The organism is Microcystis sp. Msp_OC_L_20101000_S702, from assembly GCF_007095705.1.
GTDB classification, from domain to species: Bacteria; Cyanobacteriota; Cyanobacteriia; order Cyanobacteriales; family Microcystaceae; genus Microcystis; species Microcystis ichthyoblabe_A.
The window spans coordinates 11,564-33,466 of record NZ_SFBO01000018.1 but is presented as its reverse complement, the minus strand read 5'-3'; the positions used below and the strand labels follow the sequence as shown (position 1 = coordinate 33,466).

Here is a 21,903-nt window from a genome sequence, read left to right as displayed (position 1 = left end):
AAGTGGGGGAGTCGGAGAATCGGCAGCCCGAGGGGAAATGTTGTCAATCCCTAACCAATGCTCAATAATAACTCAAAACTTAACTAAAATATCGGTTAAAAGCCGCCGGTAAAATTAGCGGTATATTTAATTGTGGTGTCTGGAGTAAGTCTCATGCTCAAATATCTGCCTGTTAAATTCCTGCGTTTTTTAGCGATTAGCTGTCTTGTCACGTTAATTTCTCTAGGATTTGACCGTTTACACCCCGTTAAAGCTAATCCCACCCTCATAGCTCAAAATGCTTGGGCCGGGGCCTCCTTCCCCGTGGAAAACTTTCAAACCTACACCTCCGGTTTCGGTTATCGTTTCTCTCCCATGTATGGCAGTCAACAATTTCATGCCGGGTTAGATCTGGCCGCACCCTTGGGCAGTTATATTCGCAATTGGTGGACCGGCAGAATCGTCGAATTATCCGATCATACAGGCTGTGGCACCATGATTAAGATGCAATCCGGTCAATGGACGCATATTTATTGTCATCTCATGGGTTCGGTTCAATCCGATAGCCGTGGTACTTTTTTGATTGATAGGTCAGGGGGAATCGTCCTTACTCTCGGTCAGGATATACCGGCAGGGGCCCGCATGGCTAGAGTGGGAATGACCGGACGCACCACCGGACCACACCTGCACTGGGGACTGATGTACGGCAATCAATACGTTGACCCCGCTTTGGTTTTAAATGCTATGTACGGTTCTAATCCTTCAGGTAATAGTTAATATCTCCTGCAAAAATCAAAAATCTTCCCTGAGTGAGGAGACTCCGAGGCGGTCGAGGAGACAGAGGAGTAGAAAAAAGACAATAGACAAGTATTATATCAATAAAGCCCACAATTCTGACTACTGGCTACTGGCTACTGACTCCTAACTCTCAGGACAATTTGTGATTTTCACAAGAGGTCCAATGAATAACGAGGGACACTGCTAAAATTAAGCTGATCGATTCAGGTATATCCAGATAAAATGCGAATATTAACCCTTGTACCGGGAGGAATTAGCAATCAACTGCTGTTTTTTCCCACTCTAGAAACCCTCCGGCAAACTTACCTCCAAGGTACCATCGATGTTTTGGTCGAACCTAGGGCAAAGGCTGCCTATCGTCTCTGTCCCCAGGTTAGGGAAGTGCTTTTATTTGACTATCGAGATCAGTACGGATTAGCGGATTATTTAAATATTTTGGGAGTAATTCGAGACCGGGAGTACGAAATCGCCATTAGTCTCACCAATCGTCCTGCTATCAATCTTTTACTCTGGTTAAATGGTGTTCCCAACCGTATAGGCTATGAAAATAATGGCAGCTGGTTCTTATCGCAACAAGTACCCCAGCCAACGGAAGGCTATCTAGCGGATAATTATCACGCACTGGTCAAAGGGTTAAAGATTGCCGCACCCTGTCCACCTTTAAAACTAACCTTGAATCGCGATGATATCGATTGGGCCGAAATGGAGCAGCAACGCCTCAATATCAAGGATAGCGGCTATATTCTCCTCTACGCCGGCGGTAGCGATCTGAGCATCAGCCAAGGACTGGAAACGCTTTATCCCCTGGAGAGTTGGCTAGAAATTATCCAAGGCATTCGCCATCAACAACCGGATTTACCAATTGTCGCGATCCAGGGAGAATTGGATGAAGCTTGGGTTTTAGCCCTCAAAGCCATGGATAATAACTTAAAAGTGTCGAGAACGGGCGATATCGGTAAAATGGCGGCTATGATCGCCGGTGCCAATTTATTATTAGCTACCGAAAGTGTCCCTTTACAGTTAGCCGTGGCCGTGGGAACCTATACCCTCTCTCTGCTGGTTCCTTCGTTGTCTAAGAGAGTTTTACCGAGTGGGGGAGAGCTACATCGATATATTGAGGCTAATACGGGAAAAGTCGCCGATATTACCCCCGAAACTGTCCTGAAAAAGATTTGGGGCCAGTAAAAAATCGGGTTTCGATCGCTTTTCTCTTGGCTCGAAACCCGAAAAAAATCGGCATCAAGGCTCAATTTTGCGATTGAGATAACTGACTTTTCAAGGATTCTAGGGAGGCCCAACGACCATCGATGGCAGTCTTTTCCGGAAGGAGAAAATCGGGGGGTTGACAATTAGCTCCGCAGAGTTGACGGGGAGGTAAAGTTAGACATAACTGCTCGTATAACCACATTTGCGGGTCAAAATCCCCGTTAGGATCGAGGGTTTCCGAGAGGTCTTCGTAGGCTATTTCTCGCTCTAGAGGATAGGAGCTATCGTAGTCTTTATTTTTGTCTAGCCAGATTAATTCGGAAGTGTTTAATTGCAGACGATGATTATATTGTTGTAAACAGCGATCGCAGGTTAAGGTGACGATGGTTTCTGCTTTCACCGATACTTCCAAAAAATTCCCCCCATGTCTAACCAGCAAGGTTCCCCGCACCGGTGTCAAGGTTTCTAGACCGGGGATAAAATTATCGATGATGATCACTCTTTGTCGATCAGGAGATTTGAGGAGGTGGGGGATAAAAATAGTTTCCATAGATAACTCCTGTATCATTTATCGGGTGTCAACTGCGTTAGCGAGTAACGCCATCATAATTGCTCGGTGACAATCTTCCCTTTATCAGCTTATCGCAGCCCCGACCTCTAGAGACATAGACCGGTTCTAGGCTGTGGGGTGTGGGGTGTATTTTCAGTGAACAGTGAACAGTAAACAGTAAACAGTAATCAGTGAACTGAAAACTCACATCTGATAACTGATAACTGATAACTGATAACTGCATTTGACAGGCTGTCTGTTGATCGATCGAGAAAGTTTCCTCAGAATTGGGAGTATATGCACAAAGGTACTCCTATGTCAACGGTTTTGAAAAATTTTCTTCCTCGCCTCGGTGGATTGGTTATTGTTGCACTGCTCTGCTCGCTTGTGCTGGGGGGATGGCCTCGGCTGGGAAAAGCGGCTCAATCAGTACATTTATCCTACTGGTTGCGATCGGGAATTGAACAACTAGAGGCGGGTAATTATCAGCAAGCTTTGCAGGATTTCAATCAGTCGCTGGAACAGGAAAATAACTTGGCCCTAGCCTACAATAATCGCTGTTTAACTGAGATTTATTTACAGGATTATCTGCACGCTTGGCAGGACTGCACGCGCTCTTTACAACAGCAATCTGATAATTATCTAGCCTATTTCCATCGGGGTTTAGCTTTTTATCGTTTGGGAGATTATTCACAGGCGCTGACCGATTATAACCAGACTATCTGGTTAAAACCCACCTATTATCAAGCCTACTATAATCGGGGTTTAGTTCAGGCGGCTAGGAAAAATTATCCCCTTGCCCTAGCCGATTTTAATCAATCCTTGCGTCAAATTACTAACCAGCAACCCGACACTTTAGCCACTATTTATAATGATCGAGGTTTATCTCATTTAGCCCTCCACAATTTTACCTCAGCTAAAGCGGATTTTAATCAAGCTCTCCGGTTAAATAAAAACAACGCCTCAGCCTACTATAATCTAGCTTGTACCGCTCACCAATTAGGTGAATACGAACGCTCGATCGCCCATTTAAATCGAGCGATTGCCATTGATCCTTTTTATGCCGATGCTTATATTAGAAGGGGATTACTGCGGCATCAATTGGGTTATTATCAATCAGCTTTAGCGGATTTAAATCAAGGAGCAAATCACCTCTATCATCAGGGATTGCACCACAATTATCAGCAAATCCTCGCCCTAATCGAGCAGATCCACCAACAGTTACTTTCCCTACCATCTCCCATTGTTTAGAATAGCGATCAATATTACAAAGGAAAACGCTTCATGGCTGTGACGGCGAGACGGGCATTATCTTTAAGGACTTGGGAAACCCGGGGAATTTGGGGAATTTGCCAGAGAACATCGACGGTGCGCCGTAATAACCGCACTAGATCTCCCTCATCGAGACTGGTATTTTCGCACAATTCTGGCCAGGATGTCCCCTGGGCCCAACGGGAGGCAATCCCCATCAGTTGGGTTTCTAACCAGACAGGAATAGTGATATCGTAGCGAGATTGAGCTTGATAGAGTAAACGGCGAACTTCTCGCAAACCGGGGGAATTTCCCTCTCCTTGTCGCAAAATATCGATAACTTCTGGCACAGGCGGGTAATTGCACCAAGTATCGGGGCGAGGGGGTTCCGTAATCATAGCGCTGATGGCGGCGGCTAGTTGGCTAGGCGTCAATCGGTCCAAATCTCCGGACATCATCGCTAATCCTAACCAGAGTTCATTTTCCCCGCGAATAGTGGCCGCCGCTTCTCCGAGGGGAGTGGGCAAATAACCCTCTAACGCTTGGAATTCTCGCAAAATCTCGATTAGATTCAGAAATTCTTCCCAGTAGTAGGATTTACGCGATTGTTGTTTTTGGTATTTAATCTGGGTCTTGTGTAACTTATCGCGAGCAATCTCTCGATCGTAGTATAGTTTCATCAATCGCCCTGGATTTTTGCGTTTTTGCAGGGGATGAGCGGCAATTTGACTATTGACAATTTCAATTTTTTGTGATTGTGTTGCCAGTTCCGCCACTGGTGGGATGCCCTGCACTTGTTGGGGGATTAAATCGGCGATCGCCTGAGTATTTTCCTCACCCTTGCGCCAACCCCCTAGGGAAACAGCTTCTAGGGAAGGGGGTATCAGTTCGCCTAATGCCGCAGGAGTGATAAAACCTCGATCTATCTCGCTAATATCGGCATAGGCGGCTAAATACCAGCGATTATCACTGCCTAAACAAACAAGAGTTCGCACTTGACCAGCGCCGTGCAGGGTATTGACAAAGATAGCGGGGACGGGGACGGGGACCTTAATATGTTTGCCCTTGAGATGGAGGATAGTTCCGACGGGAATATTCGGCAATTTTAGATGTATTTCCTGTCTTTTCTGTGCCTCTGCCTGACTAGCGAGGATTTTATACAGTCTTTCTTCTTCCCGCAGTCTTTCCCGTAGCTTTTCGTAACTAAAGACCTGCTCCCGCTCGATCCCGGCTAATTCCATATCCAACTTAGCCAATTCGGTGGTTAAGGCGGTAATCTGTTGTCGTTCGGGGCTTAACTTCAAACGAGCGAGATATTCGGCGAAACTGCGCTCTAAGAGGTCTTTGGTCTCCTCTAGACTGTGTTTTTGCAGGAGATTTAAGACCATGCCGTAACTGGGCGCAAAACAGCTTTGCAGGGGTTCTGGTTGAGCGATGGCCAGAAAAGCCGCTTCTTTTGCCCCTTCAAAGGGCGTTTGTACTGTCACCACATGGCCCACCGCGTCCATTCCCCGGCGACCGGCCCGGCCGGCAATCTGGACAAATTCCGAGGGAGTCAGCATACTGTGGCCATCATCGGTGCGTTTGGAGAGGGCCGAGATAACGGTGGTACGAGCGGGCATATTAATCCCGGCCGAGAGGGTAGCGGTGGCAAAAACCACTTTAATTAAACCAGCTTCAAAGAGTTGTTCGACTAATTCTTTCCAGAGGGGTAAAATCCCGGCATGGTGAACACCACAGCCCCGGGTGAGGGGTTCCACTTGGTCGGCCCGCACCAATTGGGAAGCACTAGCCAGGAATTCAAACAGTTGGTTTTTCGTCTCGGGGTCGGCGGTTAAGAGGCTGAGGAGTTGATCTTCAGACTGGGGGTTATTAGCGAAAAAAGCCAGTAATTTCTGGTGTAAAGGCGGATTTTCGACGGCAAAGAAGGAAAGGGCGAGTTCTTGCAGATTGGGATTATCTTCCAAGAAGAAAATGAGTAAACGGTAGTAAATGGCTCTAGCTTCTTCTGGATTAACGAGATTGAGGTTTTTTAGCTCTCTAATCGCCTGATCGCAACCTTTACGGCTGAAAATGACGTAAATGGCTGGGAGCATATCCTTGTCCCGCAGCGTGGTGACAATCGAGGCGATGGTGGGACAATCTTCTCGTTTTAAGCGTCGGGGTTTGCCGTGGCCGACTTTTGAGTGTAGTTTCGGGTTAACTTTGCTCTGTTTTGGGTCGAGCAGCGGGAATAATCCCTCTTTATTGGCGAAATAAAAGCGCAGGGGGACGGGGCGAAAATCGGAGTTAATTAGCTCGCAGCTGGAGGTCTGTTTATTGTCGCTGGGTTGACGCAGTTGCCGCACCCAGTTAATCCAGTCGGTGAGTTCCCCGGGGTTGCCGATGGTGGCGGAGAGGGCGACTAATTGGATACTAGGGGGACAGTAGATAATTGATTCTTCCCAAACGGTGCCGCGACCTCGATCGCTGATATAGTGACATTCATCGAGAACTAGGGTTTCCACGTTTTCTAGGGAAGTGCCTACCTCACCGATTGGGGTTTGATAGAGCATATTGCGAAAAATTTCTGTAGTCATGACTACAATTAACGCGGAGGGATTGATCACCACATCGCCGGTAATCAATCCCACTTCCGCAAAGAGCAGCGGGGAATCCTCATCGCCATCGGTGGGGGTACGACCGAATTTTTCTTGAAAATCCCGGAATTTTTGGTTAGAAAGAGCTTTCAGGGGAGTGGTGTAGAAAACCCGTTTGCCCCTTTCTAGGGCGCGATAGATGGCGTATTCTCCGATTAAGGTTTTGCCGGAACCGGTGGGAGCACAGACAACCACTGATTTACCGGCAGCGAGAGCAGCGATCGCCGAGTGCTGGAAGTCGTCGAGTTTAAAGGGAAAAATGGTTTTCAGATCCAAAGAAGTAGGGTTGAGGGACTCTTTCACGTCAAGTCTAAGAGGAGAAATTTTTTAAATTGCGGCTATTCTGGCTGGCTTTTTTCATTCTAGTCGAAAAAAGCAGACTTCTAGAAACTAGAGGCGGATTGACCTTTACAATGGTTATAATGAATGACTTTTTTTCTATCACCACTAGCTCGCCATGGCATTAAAGCACCTGCCCAGATTGGGTAACAAATCATTGCCCCTGTTGGTTATATCAATTATTTTAGGCTATTTGGGCAATTATTTTTACCTGCATTTATTTTTGAGACTAGATTTTCTTTTTGGCAGTAGTTTTGCTTTGATCTCGGTTTCGCAACATTTAGCCCTAAAGATAATAATCTAGAGGCGGTGATCGAGCGGGCTGATCATGCCATGTTCGCCGCTAAAAATCAAGGTAGAAATCGAGTTAGTTTAGGTAAAACAGTATGAAAAATTTGTTATTTATTCTTGGTTTTTTGCTCTTAGGTGTAGCCCCAAGTTTTAGTGCCGATCTCGATACAATTATACGCCGGGGAAAATTAATTGTCGCTGTCAAAAATAATCTCCCTCCCCTCGCTTTCCTTGATTCTCAGGGGAATCTGCAAGGATTGGAAATCGACATCGCTAAACGTCTAGCGTCAGAAATTCTCGGTTCTGACAGTGCTATTATTCTCAAACCCGTTAGTAATCAAGAACGTTTACAGGTGGTTATTGATGATCGGGTGGATTTGGCGATCGCTCGTGTGGCGATTACTCCTGCACGTCAGCGCTTAGTGGATTTTAGCCCCTTTTATTACCTCGATAGCAGCGGTTTTGTGACGAAAAACCCGCAATTGCAGCGTTTAGAAGACTTAGCTAACTCTAGAATCGCCGTACTCAACGGATCGACGACAATCGCCCTTGTGCGTTCCAATTTGCCTAACGCTATCCTGCGCGGGGTTGCTTCCTATCAAGAAGCTTTAAATTTACTGGAAACCGGGGAAATAGACGCTTTTGCGGCTGATAATAGCCTTTTAACTGGTTGGGTGCAGCAATTCCCCAATTATCGTCAATTACCGATCGAGTTGGGTGCGATCGCTCTAGGAGTCGTTCTCCCTAAAGGTTTACAGTACCAAAGTCTCCGAGAACGCGTCAACCAAGCGATCGAGCGGCTAGAATCCACCGGTTGGTTAGCAGAACGGCTGAACTATTGGGGTTTACCCCTGAGAATTCGGGAAATGGGGAGATAGGGTGATGGGGTGTGGGGTACGGGGTGTGGGGAGATGGGAGTTTTTTGCTGTGAGCAATGAACAGTAATCAGTGAACTGAAAACTCAAATCTGATCACTGATAACTGATCACTGATCACTGATAACTGACTAAATCCTGCTATAATCTGATTGAATAAGTATAAAAATATTAATTGCTCGATCGCTAATTATGGAAGATACCCTGCCGCTTATTTACGTTTCTGGATTGCTAATTTTCGTGATTGGTTTAGGAATTTTTGTCATCGTGCAAATCTTTAAAACCCGTCGAGTGGAAGGAACCTTTAACAAGCTACAAAAGAAATTGCAAAAAGAAAAAGGTACAGCTAAAGAATACTATGAATTAGGGAGTCTGTATCTCGATAAAAAACTCTATGTTCAAGCTTTGAGTTTACTACAAAAGGCTTTAAAAATCTCTGAGGAAGAAAGCATCGAACCAGAAAATCAAGCCCTAATCTATAATGCGATCGGTTTTTCCTATTTTGCCCAAGAACAATTGGAATTAGCGATTCGTAACTACAAAGAGGCAATTAAACTTTATCCTCAATACTCGATCGCTCTCAATAATCTTGGCAATGTTTACGAAAAGAAACAAATGGCCAAAAAAGCTCTCGAAACCTACGAAGAAACTCTCAAATTTGATCCTAATAATACCGTGGCGAAAAAGCGCACCGAATCCCTGCGTAAACGCTTCGCTGAATCGAAATAGTTTTGACTACTGATCAAATTCTTTTTAGAGATCGAATATTCTTCGATCTCTTTCTTTATTTCAAGCCATAAAACAAGACAATTAAACTAGGGGTTAAAATCGTCAAAATTAAATTTAGGGGCGCACCCAAACGGGTAAAATCGAGGAATTTATAGCCCCCGGGGGCATAAACCATGGTATTAGTTTGATAGCCAATCGGTGTTAGATAACTATTAGAAGCAGCAAAGGTGACAGCATACATAAATGCCAAAGGATTTAAACCCAAAGTTTTCGCCACTTCCACGGCGACGGGAATCATTAACACGACGGCGGCGTTATTAGAGAGGATTTCAGTTAAAACTGAGGTAATTAGATAGAAGAAAACTAAGATCCAAAACCCCGAAAGATGTCCGCCGATAGCTACTAAATTATCTGCTAACCATTTAGTCGTTCCTGAGTTATCCATGGCAGTACCCAGGGGAATTAAACCCGCTAATAAAAAGATAATATCCCAACGAATGGAACCATAGACTTCTCCCGGTTTTAGACAGCCAGTAATTACCATTAAAACCACTCCAACTAAACTGGTGACGAGAATCGGTTGAATATCAAAAGCAGCAATAATAATCACCAACAAAGTAATCATTAAAGCAATAATGCCTTTATCCTTTCGCAGGGATTCGATATCTTTCTCTTCTAAGACTAATAATTCTCGCGTGGTTTGTAAACCAATAAAACTCTGTTTTGGTCCCTGAACTAAGAGCAAATCACCAAACTTTAAAGGAATTTTTCCTAATCTTCCTTGCAGTAATTCCGAACCACGCCGAATCGCTAGAACTGTTGCATTATAACGCTGACGGAATTTCAAATCTTTTAAAGTTGTCCCAATTAAACGGGAATTAGAGAGAATCAAAACCTCAGCTAATTTTTCCTCACCTGTAGTAATTGCCGATTCAATATCTTCTTGTTGAAATTTGATATCAGCAAAGATTTCTAAACCCCGTTCATCTTTGATTTTTAATAGTTCTTCCCGACTACTGTGAACGATTAAAATATCGCCAGCATTGAGCACTTTATCGGCTAAAGGTTGGGGTAAATGTACCTTATTTCTGATTAATTCCAACACATCAAAATCAAACTTTCTTTGTAGTCCACTTTGAGATAAAGTTTGACCGATAAGATTAGAACGAGGGCTAATAATTACCTCACTCAGATATACTTTAGAACCATAATCATCGTCCAAAAATTCCCCCGTGGAAGATTTGCGATCGGGTAGTAATTTCGGGGCAAAAATTGTTAAATAAATCAACCCTGCTAAAAAAGTTACTAATCCTAAAGCAGTGAATTGAAATAAGCTAAATTCCCCATAACCCAGTTTGGCAGAAATACCACTAGCGAGAATGTTAGTAGAAGTCCCCACCACGGTAATCATCCCCGCTAAAACCGTGGCGTAGGAAAGGGGAATTAATAACTTAGAAGGGGAAATTTTTTGTTTTTTACACCAATCTTCAACGATAGGTAAAAAGATCGCCACCACTGCCGTGTTATTAATAAAAGCACTAATCGGCCCCACCAATGCCCCTAGGACAAATACCTGTTGGTGGGGACTTTTGCCCCCCCAAACCAGCAAGCGATCGCGAACTACTTGAATCACTCCCGTGCGGGTAATTCCGGCACTAAGCACAAACATCGCCATCACTGTCACCGTGGCAGAATTACTAAATCCGGCGATACCTTCTTCGGGAGTAACTAAACCCAAAAGAATCAGGACAATCGCCACGCATAAAGCGGTTAAATCTACCGGTAGCCATTCCGCCACAAAAGCGACTAAAGCAACGACTAAAACCGTTAAAGTCAGAATAATTGGTGTTGGCATTGATTTATTTTTTCGTCATGAACCAGCGAATAAATAACTTCTCCAACTCGATCCAAACAAACATTAAGGCACTAAATCCAAAACAGATTAATAATTCCGTGCCACTAATCCATTGAGTGCCGAAGAAGCTTTGTAGAGGAGGAGCATAAATTAACAACAATTGTAGGATCGTTGTCAAGCCCACGGCGGCGATAATGTAAGGATTAGAGAAGGGATTCATTTGCACAGCTAACTGGGTATGGGAACGCACCGCTAAAGCGTGACCCATTTGTGCTAAACAGAGGGTAGTAAATACCATGGTTTTCCAGCGTCCGGGATCTCCGATTTCGGGGGTTGCCTGAGTATATTGGTAAGCCCAGTACATCATAATAATGGTGAGAATGGCAAAGACGATGCCGATGCGAATCATATACCAACCCAACCCGCGAGCGAAAATGCTTTCCCGGGGGCTAAAAGGTGGACGTTTCATCACATTAGGTTCGGCGGGTTCCATTGCCAGAGCAAGAGCCGGTAAACCGTCGGTGACAAGGTTCATCCAGAGGATTTGCAAGGGAGAAAGGGGTACACCGCCTAAACCGAGCAGCGGAGCCGCTGCAATGGTTAAAACCTCGCCAATATTACTGCCGAGAATGTATTTAATAAAGCGCCGAATGTTACTGTAAACCACGCGCCCCTCTTCGGTGGCAGCGACGATGGTGGCAAAATTATCATCTAGCAAAATCATATCGCTGGCTTCTTTGCTGACATCGGTTCCGGTAATGCCCATGGCGATGCCGATATCCGCTTGTTTTAGTGCCGGAGCATCATTGACTCCATCCCCCGTCATGGCGACGAATTTGCCCCGTTTTTGCAGGGCTTGGACGATTCTCAGCTTATGTTCGGGAGAAACGCGAGCATAGACGCTAACACCATCTACCTCTCCCTCTAGGTCATTCTGAGACATTTTTTCTAATTCTTTACCCGTGATTACTCGCTCCCCGGGGGCAGCAATGCCTAATTCAATGGCGATCGCCTTGGCCGTTAATTGGTGATCTCCGGTAATCATAATCGGACGAATTCCCGCTTGACGACAGAGAGCAACCGCTTCTTTAACTTCTTTGCGGGGTGCATCGAGCATTCCCACCAATCCCAACCAAACCAGGGATTGTTCCTCACTATCTTCTCTTTCCGCTTCTGGCACTTCTGTCATCGGTTTATAGGAAAAACCTAAGACTCGTAGGCCATTACTCGCCATTTCGTCATTTTGTGCCAAAATACGGCTTCTTTGTTCATCTGTTAAGGGTTGACTTTCCGCCCCAACTTGGATTAGAGAACAACGTTCGAGAATTAATTCCGGCGAGCCTTTGGTAAACATTAAATAGGCAGAATCCCCCAAACCTAACTGAGCATTCTCACAGATTACTGACATTCTCTTTCGTTCGGAAGAAAAGGGAAATTCGCCTAAACGAGGGCTTTTTGGTGCCAATGCTTCCCGATATAGTCCTCCTTTCCCCGCTAACGTCAGTAAAGCTCCTTCGGTGGGATCGCCTAAAATTGACCATTCTTGCGCTTTATTTTGCAAAAGTGCATCATTACACAGCACACAAGCCGTTAAAATTGCCTGTAGTTCGGGATCACTTTCACTAACACCATTAAACTCACCGATGGGCGCGTAACCTTCCCCTGTGACAGTAATGACATGGTGGGAAGTATTAACTTTCTGCACCACCATTTTATTTTGAGTTAAAGTTCCGGTTTTATCGGAGCAAATCGTCGTTACCGAGCCTAAGGTTTCCACTGCCGGCAATTTACGGATTAAAGCTTGTCTTCTCACCATTCTTTGGGTTCCAATTGCCAAAGTCACCGTCACCACTGCCGGTAAACCTTCGGGTACAACGGCCACAGCCATACTGAGGGAAGTTTCGAGGAATGATTCAAAAAACTGCCAACCAAAGCGAATTACACCGCCAAGCACGACTACAGCCACTAAAGCTAGGGAACTACTCACTAAAACGTTACCTAACTGCGACATTCGCTGCTGTAGGGGAGTTGGTTCACTTTCTACTCCTTGCAACAAAGCGGCGATTTTCCCGATTTCCGTATCCATTCCCGTCTTGGTAATCGCCACTTTCCCCCGTCCTTGTACTACTTCTGTACCCTGATAGACGAGGTTAATGCGATCGCCTAAAGAGGCATCTTCCGGTAAAACCTTCTGTGCTTGTTTATTCACCGATTCCGCTTCCCCCGTGAGGGCAGCTTCGCGAATTTGCAGGTTTTGTGCTTCTAATAATCTGCCATCGGCGGCAATTTGTACCCCCGCTTCCAGTAACATGATATCCCCGGGTACAAGTTCCTTAGCCGCCACTTCAAAGGTGCTACCATTACGGATAACCCGGACTTTCGGCGAGGATAACTGCTTAAGGGCGGCTAAAGCCTTTTCTGCCCGACTTTCCTGTAAATATCCTAAAATACCGTTTAAAATAACAATCGTAAAAATAGCGATCGCATCTTTGGGAAATTCCGCTTTTTTCAGGTCTAAAACCGCCGAAACCACCGCCACGGCAATCAGCATCACTAACATAATGTTAGTAAACTGTTCCCAGAGAATCATTAACGGGCTGCGTCCTCCCGTTTCTTTTAGTTCATTTAACCCGAAAATATCCTTTCTTTTAACAATTTCCGCCTCGTTTAAGCCAGTTTCCCCATTGGTTCTCAGGATTTCTAGGGTTTGTTCGCCAGTTAAATTATGCCAAGCACGATTGTTCTCTATCTCCGAGACTTGAGGTGACGTAGTGGGAAAAGTCATAGCGATCGATTGAAGAGGGTGTACGCGTAAACTAAAAAGGTAAGCGAATTAAGCTAATTACATATCACAATATCAGTTATCAGTTATCAGTGACCAGTTATCAGTGACCAGTAAGCAGTCAGCAGTTATCAAGGAAGTGGGGTGTGGGGAGAACAAAGCCGCCTCCTGCCCCCTGCCTTCTCGATAATCTGAAAAAAAATGTAACGAAATGTGAAGTATAATAGCGAATGTGATAAAGACAAGACATTAGAGAGTAGATAGGAAACGATGCGAGTTGCGATCGCTGGTGCGGGACTAGCCGGATTATCTTGTGCGAAATACCTTGTCGATGCGGGACATACGCCCATCGTACTGGAACGTCGCGATGTATTAGGGGGAAAAATTGCCGCTTGGAAAGATGCCGATGGTGACTGGTACGAAACCGGTTTACATATCTTCTTTGGCGCTTATCCCAATATGCTGCAATTATTCCAAGAATTAGGCATAGAAGATCGTTTACAGTGGAAAGAACACTCGATGATCTTCAATCAGCCGGAAAAACCAGGGACCTATTCGCGGTTTGACTTCCCTGATATTCCCGCCCCAATTAACGGTATTGTTGCCATTCTTCGCAATAATGATATGTTAACTTGGGAGGAAAAAATTAAATTTGGACTCGGTTTACTCCCTGCCATTGTTAAAGGACAAAGTTACGTTGAGGAGATGGATAAATATTCTTGGTCAGAATGGCTAGAGAAACAAAACATCCCTCCTAGGGTAGAAAAAGAAGTGTTTATCGCTATGTCGAAAGCCCTAAACTTTATCGATCCTAACGAAATTTCCGCCACGATTCTACTAACGGCATTAAACCGATTTTTACAGGAGAAAAACGGCTCAAAAATGGCCTTTCTCGATGGTTCACCCACGGAAAGACTCTGCCAACCTTTAGTTGATTACATCACCGCTAGAGGTGGCGAAGTGCGCTTAAATGCTCCTTTAAAGGAGATTCTCTTAAATGAAGATGGTACAGTTAAAGCCTTCTTAATGCGCGGTTTAGATGGTGGGGAAGATTATCTTTTTCAAGCCGATCTTTATGTGTCTGCGATGCCTGTAGATCCTTTAAAAGTTTTACTGCCTAAACCTTGGCAAGAAGATAAATTCTTTCAAAAATTAGAAGGATTAGAAGGGGTTCCCGTCATTAATTTACACCTCTGGTTTGATCGCAAACTAACCGACATCGATCATTTATTATTCTCCCGTTCACCTTTACTCAGTGTTTATGCTGACATGAGCAACACCTGTAAAGAATACGCCAACCCCGATCGCTCGATGTTAGAATTAGTTCTCGCTCCCGCTCAGGATTGGATTAGCAAATCCGATGAAGAAATTATCGCCGCCACGATGAAAGAATTAGAAAAACTCTTTCCCCAACATTTTACTGGCGATAATCCCAGTCAATTGTTAAAATATCATCTGGTGAAAACTCCCCGATCGGTTTATAAAGCCACCCCTGGCCGACAAGCTTATCGACCTTCTCAGAAAACTCCGATCGAGAATTTTTATCTCGCCGGTGACTATACCATGCAAAAATATTTAGGAAGCATGGAAGGAGCGGTTTTATCGGGGAAATTAGCGGCAGCAGTGATCAGCAAAGATCACCCCGCAGCACCGCTAAACCCGAATAAAACCCAATCCACACCAGTGTCCAGCGCTCGTTAATTCTCTGGCTAGGGACTAATGACGAAAATGGCCTTGAGTGAGACAATGCTATATCATTAGCCACAGTTCGCCGTTAATCTAAGTCAATCATTCCGCCCCAGCAGAATGCTCCAATTGCCAAAACCGACCCACCCCACCAAACCCCTCGTCTCCCTTGCGGAGTCCTACGAACTCTGTCGCCGGATTACAGAGAAGTATTCCAAAACGTTTTATCTCGGTACTCTCCTGATGCCGAAAGCAAAACGTCAAGCGATCTGGGCAATTTATGTCTGGTGTCGTCGTACCGATGAACTGGTCGATGGACCCCAAGCCCGGTTAACTACCCCTGAAACCCTCGATTTATGGGAAAAACAGCTAGAAACCGTCTTTTCTGGGGTTGCCCTTGAGGATGCCGATGTCGCTCTCGTGGATACTCTAGAAAAGTTCCCCATGGATATCCAACCCTTTCGGGATATGATCGCCGGGCAACAGATGGATCTCTATCGCAGTCGTTATCAAACCTTTGATGAACTAAAACTGTACTGCTATCGGGTGGCGGGAACGGTGGGGTTAATGTCCAGCGCGGTGTTAGGATTGGAAGATGGCGATCGCTCGGCCCCTTGGCGACGCAATCAAAGCGTTTATATTCCCCAAGAAGAAGCGATCGATCTCGGTATTGCCAATCAATTAACCAATATTTTGCGGGATGTGGGGGAAGATGTCCATCGTGGGCGGATTTATCTACCTTTAGAGGATTTAGAGCGTTTTAACTACAGCGAAGATGATTTACTCAAAGGGGTTAATGATGACCGTTGGAAGGGGTTAATGCGCTTCCAAATTGAGCGGGCCCGTTATTACTACGATTCCGCCGAAAGGGGGATTCGCGCCCTTAATCCCGATTCCCGTTGGCCGGTTTGGGCGGCTTTACTGCTTTATCAAGGCATTTTAGACGTAATTGAAGCAAATAATTACGATGTCTTCGCCCGTCGTGCCTTCGTGCCTTTAGCCAAGAAAATGCTCTATTTACCCGTGGCTTGGTTGCGATCGCAAGCCTTATAAAGATGCGACGGGTTTTGTCGCTTGGCGACTCCACCCATCGAGTCTTAACTAGGGTTTGCTTTTTCAGAGCGATTTAGGAGTCACCAACCAGAAAGGTCCGGTTTCCGTGCAGGGAACATCTCGATCGGTTTCGTAAACCACAAGGCCATCTTGCCGATCCAAAACCAGGGCTTCTCCTAGACGGACGTAGGATATAAATGGGCCGAGATAGCGGACAATAGGCTCATCGCTACAGGCTGGCAATACCCGATCGTTAAAATACTCGCACCCCACATCCTCGACGCTTTCATAGTAGCGGATGCTGAGATCATCGATCGCTTTCCCCGGAAAGCGGTCTTGGATAGCTGACCGGAGAAATTCTGGCAGCGGTCGATCGGGCGATAATAATGTGGCAGATTTCATGGCTTTTCCCCCTAAAACTAAAGGAAGCGGGAAACTCTGACAAATGCCTATCCTCTCGGAACTATTCGCTTCCGCTCCCCACCTGGTCAATTTTTTACTAGGGATGGGATCTGGCGCAGGGAGTCCCCTTGTATTCATTGTAACAAATTTCTCCGCAAAGGTTCAGGGCGATACGGTGAGAACAGTTTTTCTTGATTTTTCGTTACAAAGATTGACAAATTTATCCTTTTATTTTGGCGATAATAATAATGGCGTTGAAGTCTTACAGTCTCTAAACTCTAGCTCTCTTATGGGGTAAGCCTTCAAGCTATCGCTAACTAACAGAAACCCGAAATTTGAGTTTTTATTAGAAAAAAAGTTAGCGATCACTTGTCAAGCAAGAGTTTCAGAATCTAGATTCGGTCAGGGATTTCCGAAAGTTCCAGAAGAACGCTATAGCGGTTCTCACACCTGTGTGGCACAGCTAAACCTTTGCTGGGTAAGCTTTTCAACATCTATAATGTACCTCTTGCAAACAGGAAACGCTATAATTTGGCACATATCCACAAGTTAGCTTAGTCCGAGGTTTTAAAAATTGCCTAGAGGACAATTCATAGTTAAAATCGGCAACGCCTCCTCCCAATACTAATTTTCAATAATCTTTTCTTAAGGAGTTTATTTCTCATGACACATCAACATATCATTCTCAAACTCAATGATGGAATTTTCGATACTAAACCGGAAGTCGTTAACGAAGTCAAACGGCTGCAACAAACCCTAAAAGATTGGGGAACTTTAGCGGCAAACGAATCAATAGATGGAAAGTTCGGACCGAAAACTGACGAAGCCGTTAAGCGTTTTCAAGGGAAACACTCTCTCACACAGGATGGTATAGTGGGTCGAAATACCTGGGCGGCACTCTTGAAAGTGCCACTATCAGAAATAGATATTATCCCTCGCCCCAGTGGTGGCACAGGTCAGGGGAATTCACCATTTTCAGGAAATAAAGGGATAATTCACAATGAACTGATAAGTCATGGATTTTCTCCTGTACAATGTGCAGCAATTTTAGGGTGCTGGCAGCAAGAATCTTCGTTTAATCCACGCGCAGAGGAAGGCCCGCCACCAAAGGGATTAGGATTAGCTCAATGGAGTTTTGACCGACGGAAACTTGTACCTGCATTCACGAATAGTGTGGCTACTGACATTCACAATCAAGTCGATCTTTTCGTTCAGGAATTAAATACTACAGAAAAAAAAGCTGGACAGATTTTACGTTCTGCCATAACTCTAGCACAAGCAATGCAAGGAATGAAAGAGTATGAGCGATTCGGAATTGCGGGAAATCGCGAAAAGTTCGCAAAACAAATCTTAAAGGAACTCACATAGTCATCAGTAAGCGATGCTCGGTTTTTGAAGTTCTCTAGATTTGCTCTGCTGACAAAACTATAGGAGAGGGAAATAATAGTGTGTAGTTTACTAAGAAATTAACTCTAGTTCTAACAAAGTTATTATAATCATCTCCTGATAAGCGAAAAGTCAGACTATTACCATAATATGAAATTAACGTTCCCTGATGTGAAATCAACATTCCCTTTAACGGCAATTCTCATTTTTTTGAGTGTTCCGACCTTTTCCCTCAAATCACAAGCTGCACCTCCACCTACTAAAGTAGGACAGTGTAGCAACACTTTTGTTTCTAAGGTAATGACTAGATTACAAGATGCAGTTACCAAGAAACCGATCTTGGGTTCGGGAACATCAATTGAATTTACTAACGGAATCTATCTGGTTTCTTATGACACGGTTCCTGAAGCCGAATCTTCCAAGCCCAGAGATCCAGTAAAATTGTGTTTAATTTCAATTCCGAAAAACTGCCCTCCTGGTGACAATCGAGGAAAAGTTTATACCGTAACTAACCTCAGAACCAAAAAAACATTCACGCTCCCAGATTCTCAGCATAGTTGTGGAGGAGCATAAACAGGTTTATTTTTCAATCCTCTAAACTATTCTAATTTTAACTTACTCTAACTAAGGAGAACAAAAAAATGCCTTTTACTGCCAAAGTGATTACAACTAATGAATGGGGATCAAGACCAGCCGGTCCCTTTGATAAAACAGTGCCTAAATTTATCGTGATTCACCATACCGATAATCAGAATCCCCCTAACGATTCCTCAAAGGGAACAATAGATGGAGCTAAACAATTAGCTCGTGATATTCAAAAATTTCACATGGATAGTAGAGGCTGGAGTGATTCTGGACATAATTTTCTGAATACAACTGGAGGAATTCTTCTAGAAGGAAGACATGGAACTCTTGATGCAGTCAAACAAGGAATGTGCGTTCAATCTGCCCATGCTCGCCAAGACGGAAACCGACTTGCTGGCGGTAATAAGTGTCCTGGAATTGAAAATGAAGGCAACTTCATGACTTTTCACATGGGACAAAAACAGTGGGATAGTCTAGTAGAATTATGCGTTTCTTTATCTAGCTCTTGCAACATTAGCCCCAAGAATATTCGAGGACATCGAGAGTTTAGTAATACTGATTGTCCGGGGGATTGGTTATTTAGTCAATTACCTCGTTTACGACAGGAAGTTGCTAATAAATTAGGTAGCACAGTTGAAGAAGATGAACCCTTACTTAAACTAGGTTCAATTGGTCAAGATGTTATTGAACTTCAACAAAAACTAACAGATAAAAGCTTTTCTCCGGGGGCAATAGATGGAGATTTTGGAGAAAATACCAAGCAAGCTGTTATTGCTTTTCAACGTTCTGTTGGACTAACTGCTGATGGTATTGTTGGACCTCGTACTCGCAAAGCTTTAGGTTTATAGGCTTAATTTGATGTGTAATTAATTCTATCGAGGTACTTATGACTAGAAAATTTATCGCCTGTAAACAACAAGTCTTCAATCGTGGAGTACCCCCTGATTCGTTTCTGAATGAATTGATCGATTGGGCCAAGCAAGCTCCAGATGATATCTTCACGCCGAATGATAAACACGACATTTACTCCAACGTCAAACCAGAACTCGGACCTTGGCAAGGTGTCCTACACCGCAAGGCAGTCATGCTGGAGGTACTGAGGGTGCTTGGCGGCTTCGAGAGTTCATGGAACTGGAACGAAGGAAGGGACACGACGAATCCTGACTCCAACACCCCTTGCTCGGAAGAAGCTGGAATTTTTCAATGCTCAGGCGATTCGATGGATTTTGACCCTAGCTTGAAAAAGTTGCTCAAAGATACTTCTGGCAAGACGGATTGCGAGACGTTTATCAAAGTCTCGAAAAGCAACCACAAATTCGCTATCGAGTATTGCGCCAGACTTCTGCGGTTTACCGTCAACCATCACGGACCTGTAAAACGAAAGGAAATTAATCCTTGGTTGAAACGCAATGCGGTGGTGGAGTTTCAGGGTTTTCTATCTGATTGAATTTCTGTAAGGGGGTACTAACCCCCCTCAATTTCAAGCTGACGACAAGGAGACTACTCCATGAAAAATCGGCGTTGCTGAATCAAGGTATGAATGCCAACTGTGCAGGTTCCCGTGCAAAAGTTAGTTTGGCTCTAGGTTTTAAAAATACTAGAAAAGAAGATTCATATCTCAAATCAGCAACTCCAGAAGTGGTTTAGTAGTGCCGAATTCTCGTTCCCAATCATTTAGGAGGTAGGAAAGATGACAATTTATGTCACCCGCGAGGGAGATAAACTGGTGGCCGATTCCCCACTGGAATTGGTGGAAAAATTACAACAATGTCAGGGGAGAATGACGGAAACAAGACAGGAATTCATGACTCGGATGGCTGCACAGATGGTGGCCAGCCAAGGCGTTACTGTTCCTATCACCGATCCAGAGAATTTTATCGCCGAGCTAATCCATAACGATTTTCTCAGCGTGGTGGACAGTATTGATGGCTAAAAGTCGGCCAGAGAATAATGAAATTCCCTTCGGCGGCCACGATCGGATTTGCCGAAAATTTCGGTTTAAGGTTCCCCGTCCTTTTAGGACGGCTCTTCTAAGGTTTAAATATAGTCCCCCAGCACTTCGGAAACACTTAATTGCTTAGACTGTGCGGCGATAGCGTCAGAACAGAAAAAACCCTGTTCTAGCAGGAAAGATAAGCTATAGGTGTTGTTTGGGGACGGGATATTGCCAGAACAGTAAACCTATAGCGATCATCGCACCCGCGCAAGCAGTTAAGATCGGATCGAGTCCGTTGAATAGGGACATATCTTGAGTTAGTGCTTGTAGCAAGGCTTTTAAAATTCCCCCCAAGATCAGACCGACGAAACAGAATAACAAGAATTGAACTCTCCGATTTTCCCCAGTAGATTGTCGCTGCTGTGATAGCCACCAGATTATGACGCCGCTTGAACCACCGCCAATCGCACCAGTCAGAGGAGTTCCCCCTCCCGATAGATTGTCTAGGGGGATCGTTATCAGCCAACAGAAGACTATTACTGCCAAAGCTATCCATCTGGCCTCCTGTTGTTTTTGTTGTATTTGTTCTAACCGTCTGACGGTCTCTCGATATCCGTTTGGTTCTCGGTGTAAAATCTCCCCGAAACACTGTTGGGCTTCATACCATTTGTTATTTTGGAAATAATCATTGCCTATTTGATAAAGATTTTTAATTTCTTGGATTTTTTGTTCTTGTTGTTTTCTCAGCTGCTCTTTGTCTTTTTGTTGCTTACGGAGTTCTTCCCTGGCTTGACGATACAACCCATCGGGATCGAAAAAATCGGGCTGCATTTGCCCAAAGATGTTAATAACTGCCGACCAATCCCTACTTTTATAATATTTTCGCCGTACATCATTGTAAAGCTCGTTCAACCGACGCTGCCGATCCGAGGCTAAATCAGCATTTTCTTGCCTATCTCGACCTTCGATGGGAATTGTCTGAACTAGCTTTTCCTCAAGGGGAGGCAGCAGGCGTATACTGCCTATTTCAGGTTTTTTATTGAGAGGTTGAGCGGTGAGTTGACGGTAGAGTCTTTCATATCCTTGCTCATCTAGAACATGAAAAGTTATCCGACGAAGTTCAACGGGAATATAGGGAGCATCTTGAGGGGCAAATATAACGGGAATAAATTTATTGTTGTCGATTTGATCGTAGAGATATTGGTTAATAATTGTTCCTTCCCAATTAACCCCCTTGCCTTTGCCCAGTTCTTCCTGACCTGTAAAGCGTTTCTGGTACGTTTCGGTACAGACAACCAGAACAAATTGAGCCTTGTTAATTTGGTGGGACATCCAGCGAGGCCATCCCACCTGTGGCGATGTCTCGTATAGGTCAATATTGCAGTCAATACCATCGCGGCGAAGACGATTCGCTAGGTCAAGCACGCGGTTTTGATGGGCTTCCGAGTCCCAACTATAACTAATAAAAACCTTTGGCGGTTGAGCGGCACCATTAGACATAGACGAGTGATGATTAAGGGATGGGAGTCATGCCCTCCAGTATAGCCAAGAACTAGATATC

Annotated in this window: 19 protein-coding genes; 13 read left to right on the top strand and 6 right to left on the bottom strand. The window is 44.6% G+C overall.

The window, feature by feature from the left end:
* The first annotated feature begins 153 nt into the window (after window positions 1-153).
* Window positions 154-756 (top strand): M23 family metallopeptidase, encoded by a 603-nt coding sequence (locus tag EWV60_RS02095; RefSeq protein ID WP_287230569.1) that lies wholly within the window; start codon window positions 154-156, stop codon window positions 754-756.
* 243 nt (window positions 757-999) lie between these two features.
* The gene (locus EWV60_RS02090; RefSeq protein WP_287230567.1) at window positions 1,000-1,962 is read left to right on the top strand and encodes a glycosyltransferase family 9 protein; all 963 of its coding nucleotides are present in this window, start codon (window positions 1,000-1,002) and stop codon (window positions 1,960-1,962) included.
* 61 nt (window positions 1,963-2,023) lie between these two features.
* Here the strand turns inward: EWV60_RS02090 and EWV60_RS02085 are convergent, their stop codons facing one another.
* Entirely contained in the window at window positions 2,024-2,533 is a 510-nt protein-coding gene (locus tag EWV60_RS02085) for a YceD family protein (protein ID WP_002737400.1), read from the bottom strand.
* Between the two features lie 297 nt (window positions 2,534-2,830).
* Here EWV60_RS02085 and EWV60_RS02080 point away from each other — a divergent pair, with 297 nt between their 5' ends.
* A complete protein-coding gene (locus EWV60_RS02080; RefSeq protein WP_287230565.1) occupies window positions 2,831-3,784 on the top strand; it encodes a tetratricopeptide repeat protein in 954 nt (317 codons plus the stop codon).
* A gap of 14 nt (window positions 3,785-3,798) precedes the next feature.
* Here EWV60_RS02080 and EWV60_RS02075 read toward each other — a convergent pair whose 3' ends face one another.
* Window positions 3,799-6,726, bottom strand: a complete 2,928-nt coding sequence (locus tag EWV60_RS02075) for a DEAD/DEAH box helicase (RefSeq protein ID WP_287230563.1) — start codon at window positions 6,724-6,726, stop codon at window positions 3,799-3,801.
* Window positions 6,727-7,071: 345 nt separating this feature from the next.
* On the opposite strand from EWV60_RS02075, the gene EWV60_RS02070 reads away from it, so the two are divergent.
* From EWV60_RS02070 to EWV60_RS02060, 3 genes are all read left to right on the top strand, one after another.
* Window positions 7,072-7,152 carry a hypothetical protein gene (locus tag EWV60_RS02070; protein ID WP_223210873.1) on the top strand — a complete coding sequence of 27 codons (81 nt, stop codon included), beginning with the start codon at window positions 7,072-7,074 and terminating at the stop codon, window positions 7,150-7,152.
* Window positions 7,149-7,931 (top strand): transporter substrate-binding domain-containing protein, encoded by a 783-nt coding sequence (locus EWV60_RS02065; RefSeq protein WP_002736718.1) that lies wholly within the window; start codon window positions 7,149-7,151, stop codon window positions 7,929-7,931. The genes EWV60_RS02070 and EWV60_RS02065 overlap by 4 nt, the downstream gene beginning before the upstream one ends.
* Before the next feature lie 189 nt (window positions 7,932-8,120).
* Complete coding sequence (locus EWV60_RS02060; protein ID WP_002735092.1) at window positions 8,121-8,657, top strand: tetratricopeptide repeat protein; 537 nt, start codon at window positions 8,121-8,123, stop codon at window positions 8,655-8,657.
* A 55-nt stretch (window positions 8,658-8,712) separates the two neighbouring features.
* Here EWV60_RS02060 and EWV60_RS02055 read toward each other — a convergent pair whose 3' ends face one another.
* Together EWV60_RS02055 and EWV60_RS02050 are read right to left on the bottom strand one after the other, a co-directional pair.
* A complete protein-coding gene (locus EWV60_RS02055) occupies window positions 8,713-10,512 on the bottom strand; it encodes an SLC13 family permease (protein ID WP_287230559.1) in 1,800 nt (599 codons plus the stop codon).
* A 4-nt stretch (window positions 10,513-10,516) separates the two neighbouring features.
* Window positions 10,517-13,297 carry a cation-translocating P-type ATPase gene (locus EWV60_RS02050; RefSeq protein WP_287230558.1) on the bottom strand — a complete coding sequence of 927 codons (2,781 nt, stop codon included), beginning with the start codon at window positions 13,295-13,297 and terminating at the stop codon, window positions 10,517-10,519.
* A 267-nt stretch (window positions 13,298-13,564) separates the two neighbouring features.
* Between EWV60_RS02050 and pds the strand changes: the two genes are divergently transcribed.
* Complete coding sequence (pds, locus tag EWV60_RS02045) at window positions 13,565-14,995, top strand: 15-cis-phytoene desaturase (protein ID WP_287230556.1); 1,431 nt, start codon at window positions 13,565-13,567, stop codon at window positions 14,993-14,995.
* Window positions 14,996-15,100: 105 nt separating this feature from the next.
* A complete protein-coding gene (gene crtB, locus EWV60_RS02040; RefSeq protein WP_002755588.1) occupies window positions 15,101-16,033 on the top strand; it encodes a 15-cis-phytoene synthase CrtB in 933 nt (310 codons plus the stop codon).
* A 63-nt stretch (window positions 16,034-16,096) separates the two neighbouring features.
* Here crtB and EWV60_RS02035 read toward each other — a convergent pair whose 3' ends face one another.
* A complete protein-coding gene (locus EWV60_RS02035) occupies window positions 16,097-16,573 on the bottom strand; it encodes a hypothetical protein (RefSeq protein WP_002755589.1) in 477 nt (158 codons plus the stop codon).
* Between the two features lie 525 nt (window positions 16,574-17,098).
* On the opposite strand from EWV60_RS02035, the gene EWV60_RS02030 reads away from it, so the two are divergent.
* The 5 genes from EWV60_RS02030 (at window position 17,099) to EWV60_RS02010 (ending at window position 20,339) form a co-directional block, all read left to right on the top strand.
* The gene (locus EWV60_RS02030; protein ID WP_002755590.1) at window positions 17,099-17,803 is read left to right on the top strand and encodes a phage tail tip lysozyme; all 705 of its coding nucleotides are present in this window, start codon (window positions 17,099-17,101) and stop codon (window positions 17,801-17,803) included.
* Window positions 17,804-17,971: 168 nt separating this feature from the next.
* The gene (locus EWV60_RS02025) at window positions 17,972-18,394 is read left to right on the top strand and encodes a hypothetical protein (protein WP_002792669.1); all 423 of its coding nucleotides are present in this window, start codon (window positions 17,972-17,974) and stop codon (window positions 18,392-18,394) included.
* 68 nt (window positions 18,395-18,462) lie between these two features.
* Complete coding sequence (locus tag EWV60_RS02020; RefSeq protein ID WP_002755594.1) at window positions 18,463-19,254, top strand: peptidoglycan recognition protein family protein; 792 nt, start codon at window positions 18,463-18,465, stop codon at window positions 19,252-19,254.
* A gap of 38 nt (window positions 19,255-19,292) precedes the next feature.
* A complete protein-coding gene (locus EWV60_RS02015; RefSeq protein ID WP_016516133.1) occupies window positions 19,293-19,853 on the top strand; it encodes a hypothetical protein in 561 nt (186 codons plus the stop codon).
* Between the two features lie 243 nt (window positions 19,854-20,096).
* On the top strand, window positions 20,097-20,339 hold the full coding sequence (locus tag EWV60_RS02010) for a hypothetical protein (RefSeq protein WP_002737723.1): 243 nt from the start codon (window positions 20,097-20,099) through the stop codon (window positions 20,337-20,339).
* A 204-nt stretch (window positions 20,340-20,543) separates the two neighbouring features.
* Here the strand turns inward: EWV60_RS02010 and EWV60_RS02005 are convergent, their stop codons facing one another.
* Window positions 20,544-21,842: an SEFIR domain-containing protein gene (locus tag EWV60_RS02005; protein WP_149107885.1), complete on the bottom strand. Its 1,299-nt coding sequence runs from the start codon at window positions 21,840-21,842 to the stop codon at window positions 20,544-20,546.
* Window positions 21,843-21,903 lie beyond the last annotated feature (61 nt).

Coding starts and splice junctions, on each gene's coding strand:
- EWV60_RS02025 (WP_002792669.1), top strand. CDS start 17,972: ATGAAATTAACGTTCCCTGATGTGAAATCAACATTCCCTTTAACGGCA.
- EWV60_RS02080 (WP_287230565.1), top strand. CDS start 2,831: ATGCACAAAGGTACTCCTATGTCAACGGTTTTGAAAAATTTTCTTCCT.
- EWV60_RS02005 (WP_149107885.1), bottom strand. CDS start 21,842: ATGTCTAATGGTGCCGCTCAACCGCCAAAGGTTTTTATTAGTTATAGT.
- EWV60_RS02020 (WP_002755594.1), top strand. CDS start 18,463: ATGCCTTTTACTGCCAAAGTGATTACAACTAATGAATGGGGATCAAGA.
- EWV60_RS02030 (WP_002755590.1), top strand. CDS start 17,099: ATGACACATCAACATATCATTCTCAAACTCAATGATGGAATTTTCGAT.
- EWV60_RS02090 (WP_287230567.1), top strand. CDS start 1,000: ATGCGAATATTAACCCTTGTACCGGGAGGAATTAGCAATCAACTGCTG.
- pds (WP_287230556.1), top strand. CDS start 13,565: ATGCGAGTTGCGATCGCTGGTGCGGGACTAGCCGGATTATCTTGTGCG.
- EWV60_RS02015 (WP_016516133.1), top strand. CDS start 19,293: ATGACTAGAAAATTTATCGCCTGTAAACAACAAGTCTTCAATCGTGGA.
- EWV60_RS02010 (WP_002737723.1), top strand. CDS start 20,097: ATGACAATTTATGTCACCCGCGAGGGAGATAAACTGGTGGCCGATTCC.
- EWV60_RS02060 (WP_002735092.1), top strand. CDS start 8,121: ATGGAAGATACCCTGCCGCTTATTTACGTTTCTGGATTGCTAATTTTC.
- EWV60_RS02035 (WP_002755589.1), bottom strand. CDS start 16,573: ATGAATACAAGGGGACTCCCTGCGCCAGATCCCATCCCTAGTAAAAAA.
- EWV60_RS02095 (WP_287230569.1), top strand. CDS start 154: ATGCTCAAATATCTGCCTGTTAAATTCCTGCGTTTTTTAGCGATTAGC.
- EWV60_RS02065 (WP_002736718.1), top strand. CDS start 7,149: ATGAAAAATTTGTTATTTATTCTTGGTTTTTTGCTCTTAGGTGTAGCC.
- EWV60_RS02055 (WP_287230559.1), bottom strand. CDS start 10,512: ATGCCAACACCAATTATTCTGACTTTAACGGTTTTAGTCGTTGCTTTA.
- EWV60_RS02050 (WP_287230558.1), bottom strand. CDS start 13,297: ATGACTTTTCCCACTACGTCACCTCAAGTCTCGGAGATAGAGAACAAT.
- crtB (WP_002755588.1), top strand. CDS start 15,101: ATGCTCCAATTGCCAAAACCGACCCACCCCACCAAACCCCTCGTCTCC.
- EWV60_RS02085 (WP_002737400.1), bottom strand. CDS start 2,533: ATGGAAACTATTTTTATCCCCCACCTCCTCAAATCTCCTGATCGACAA.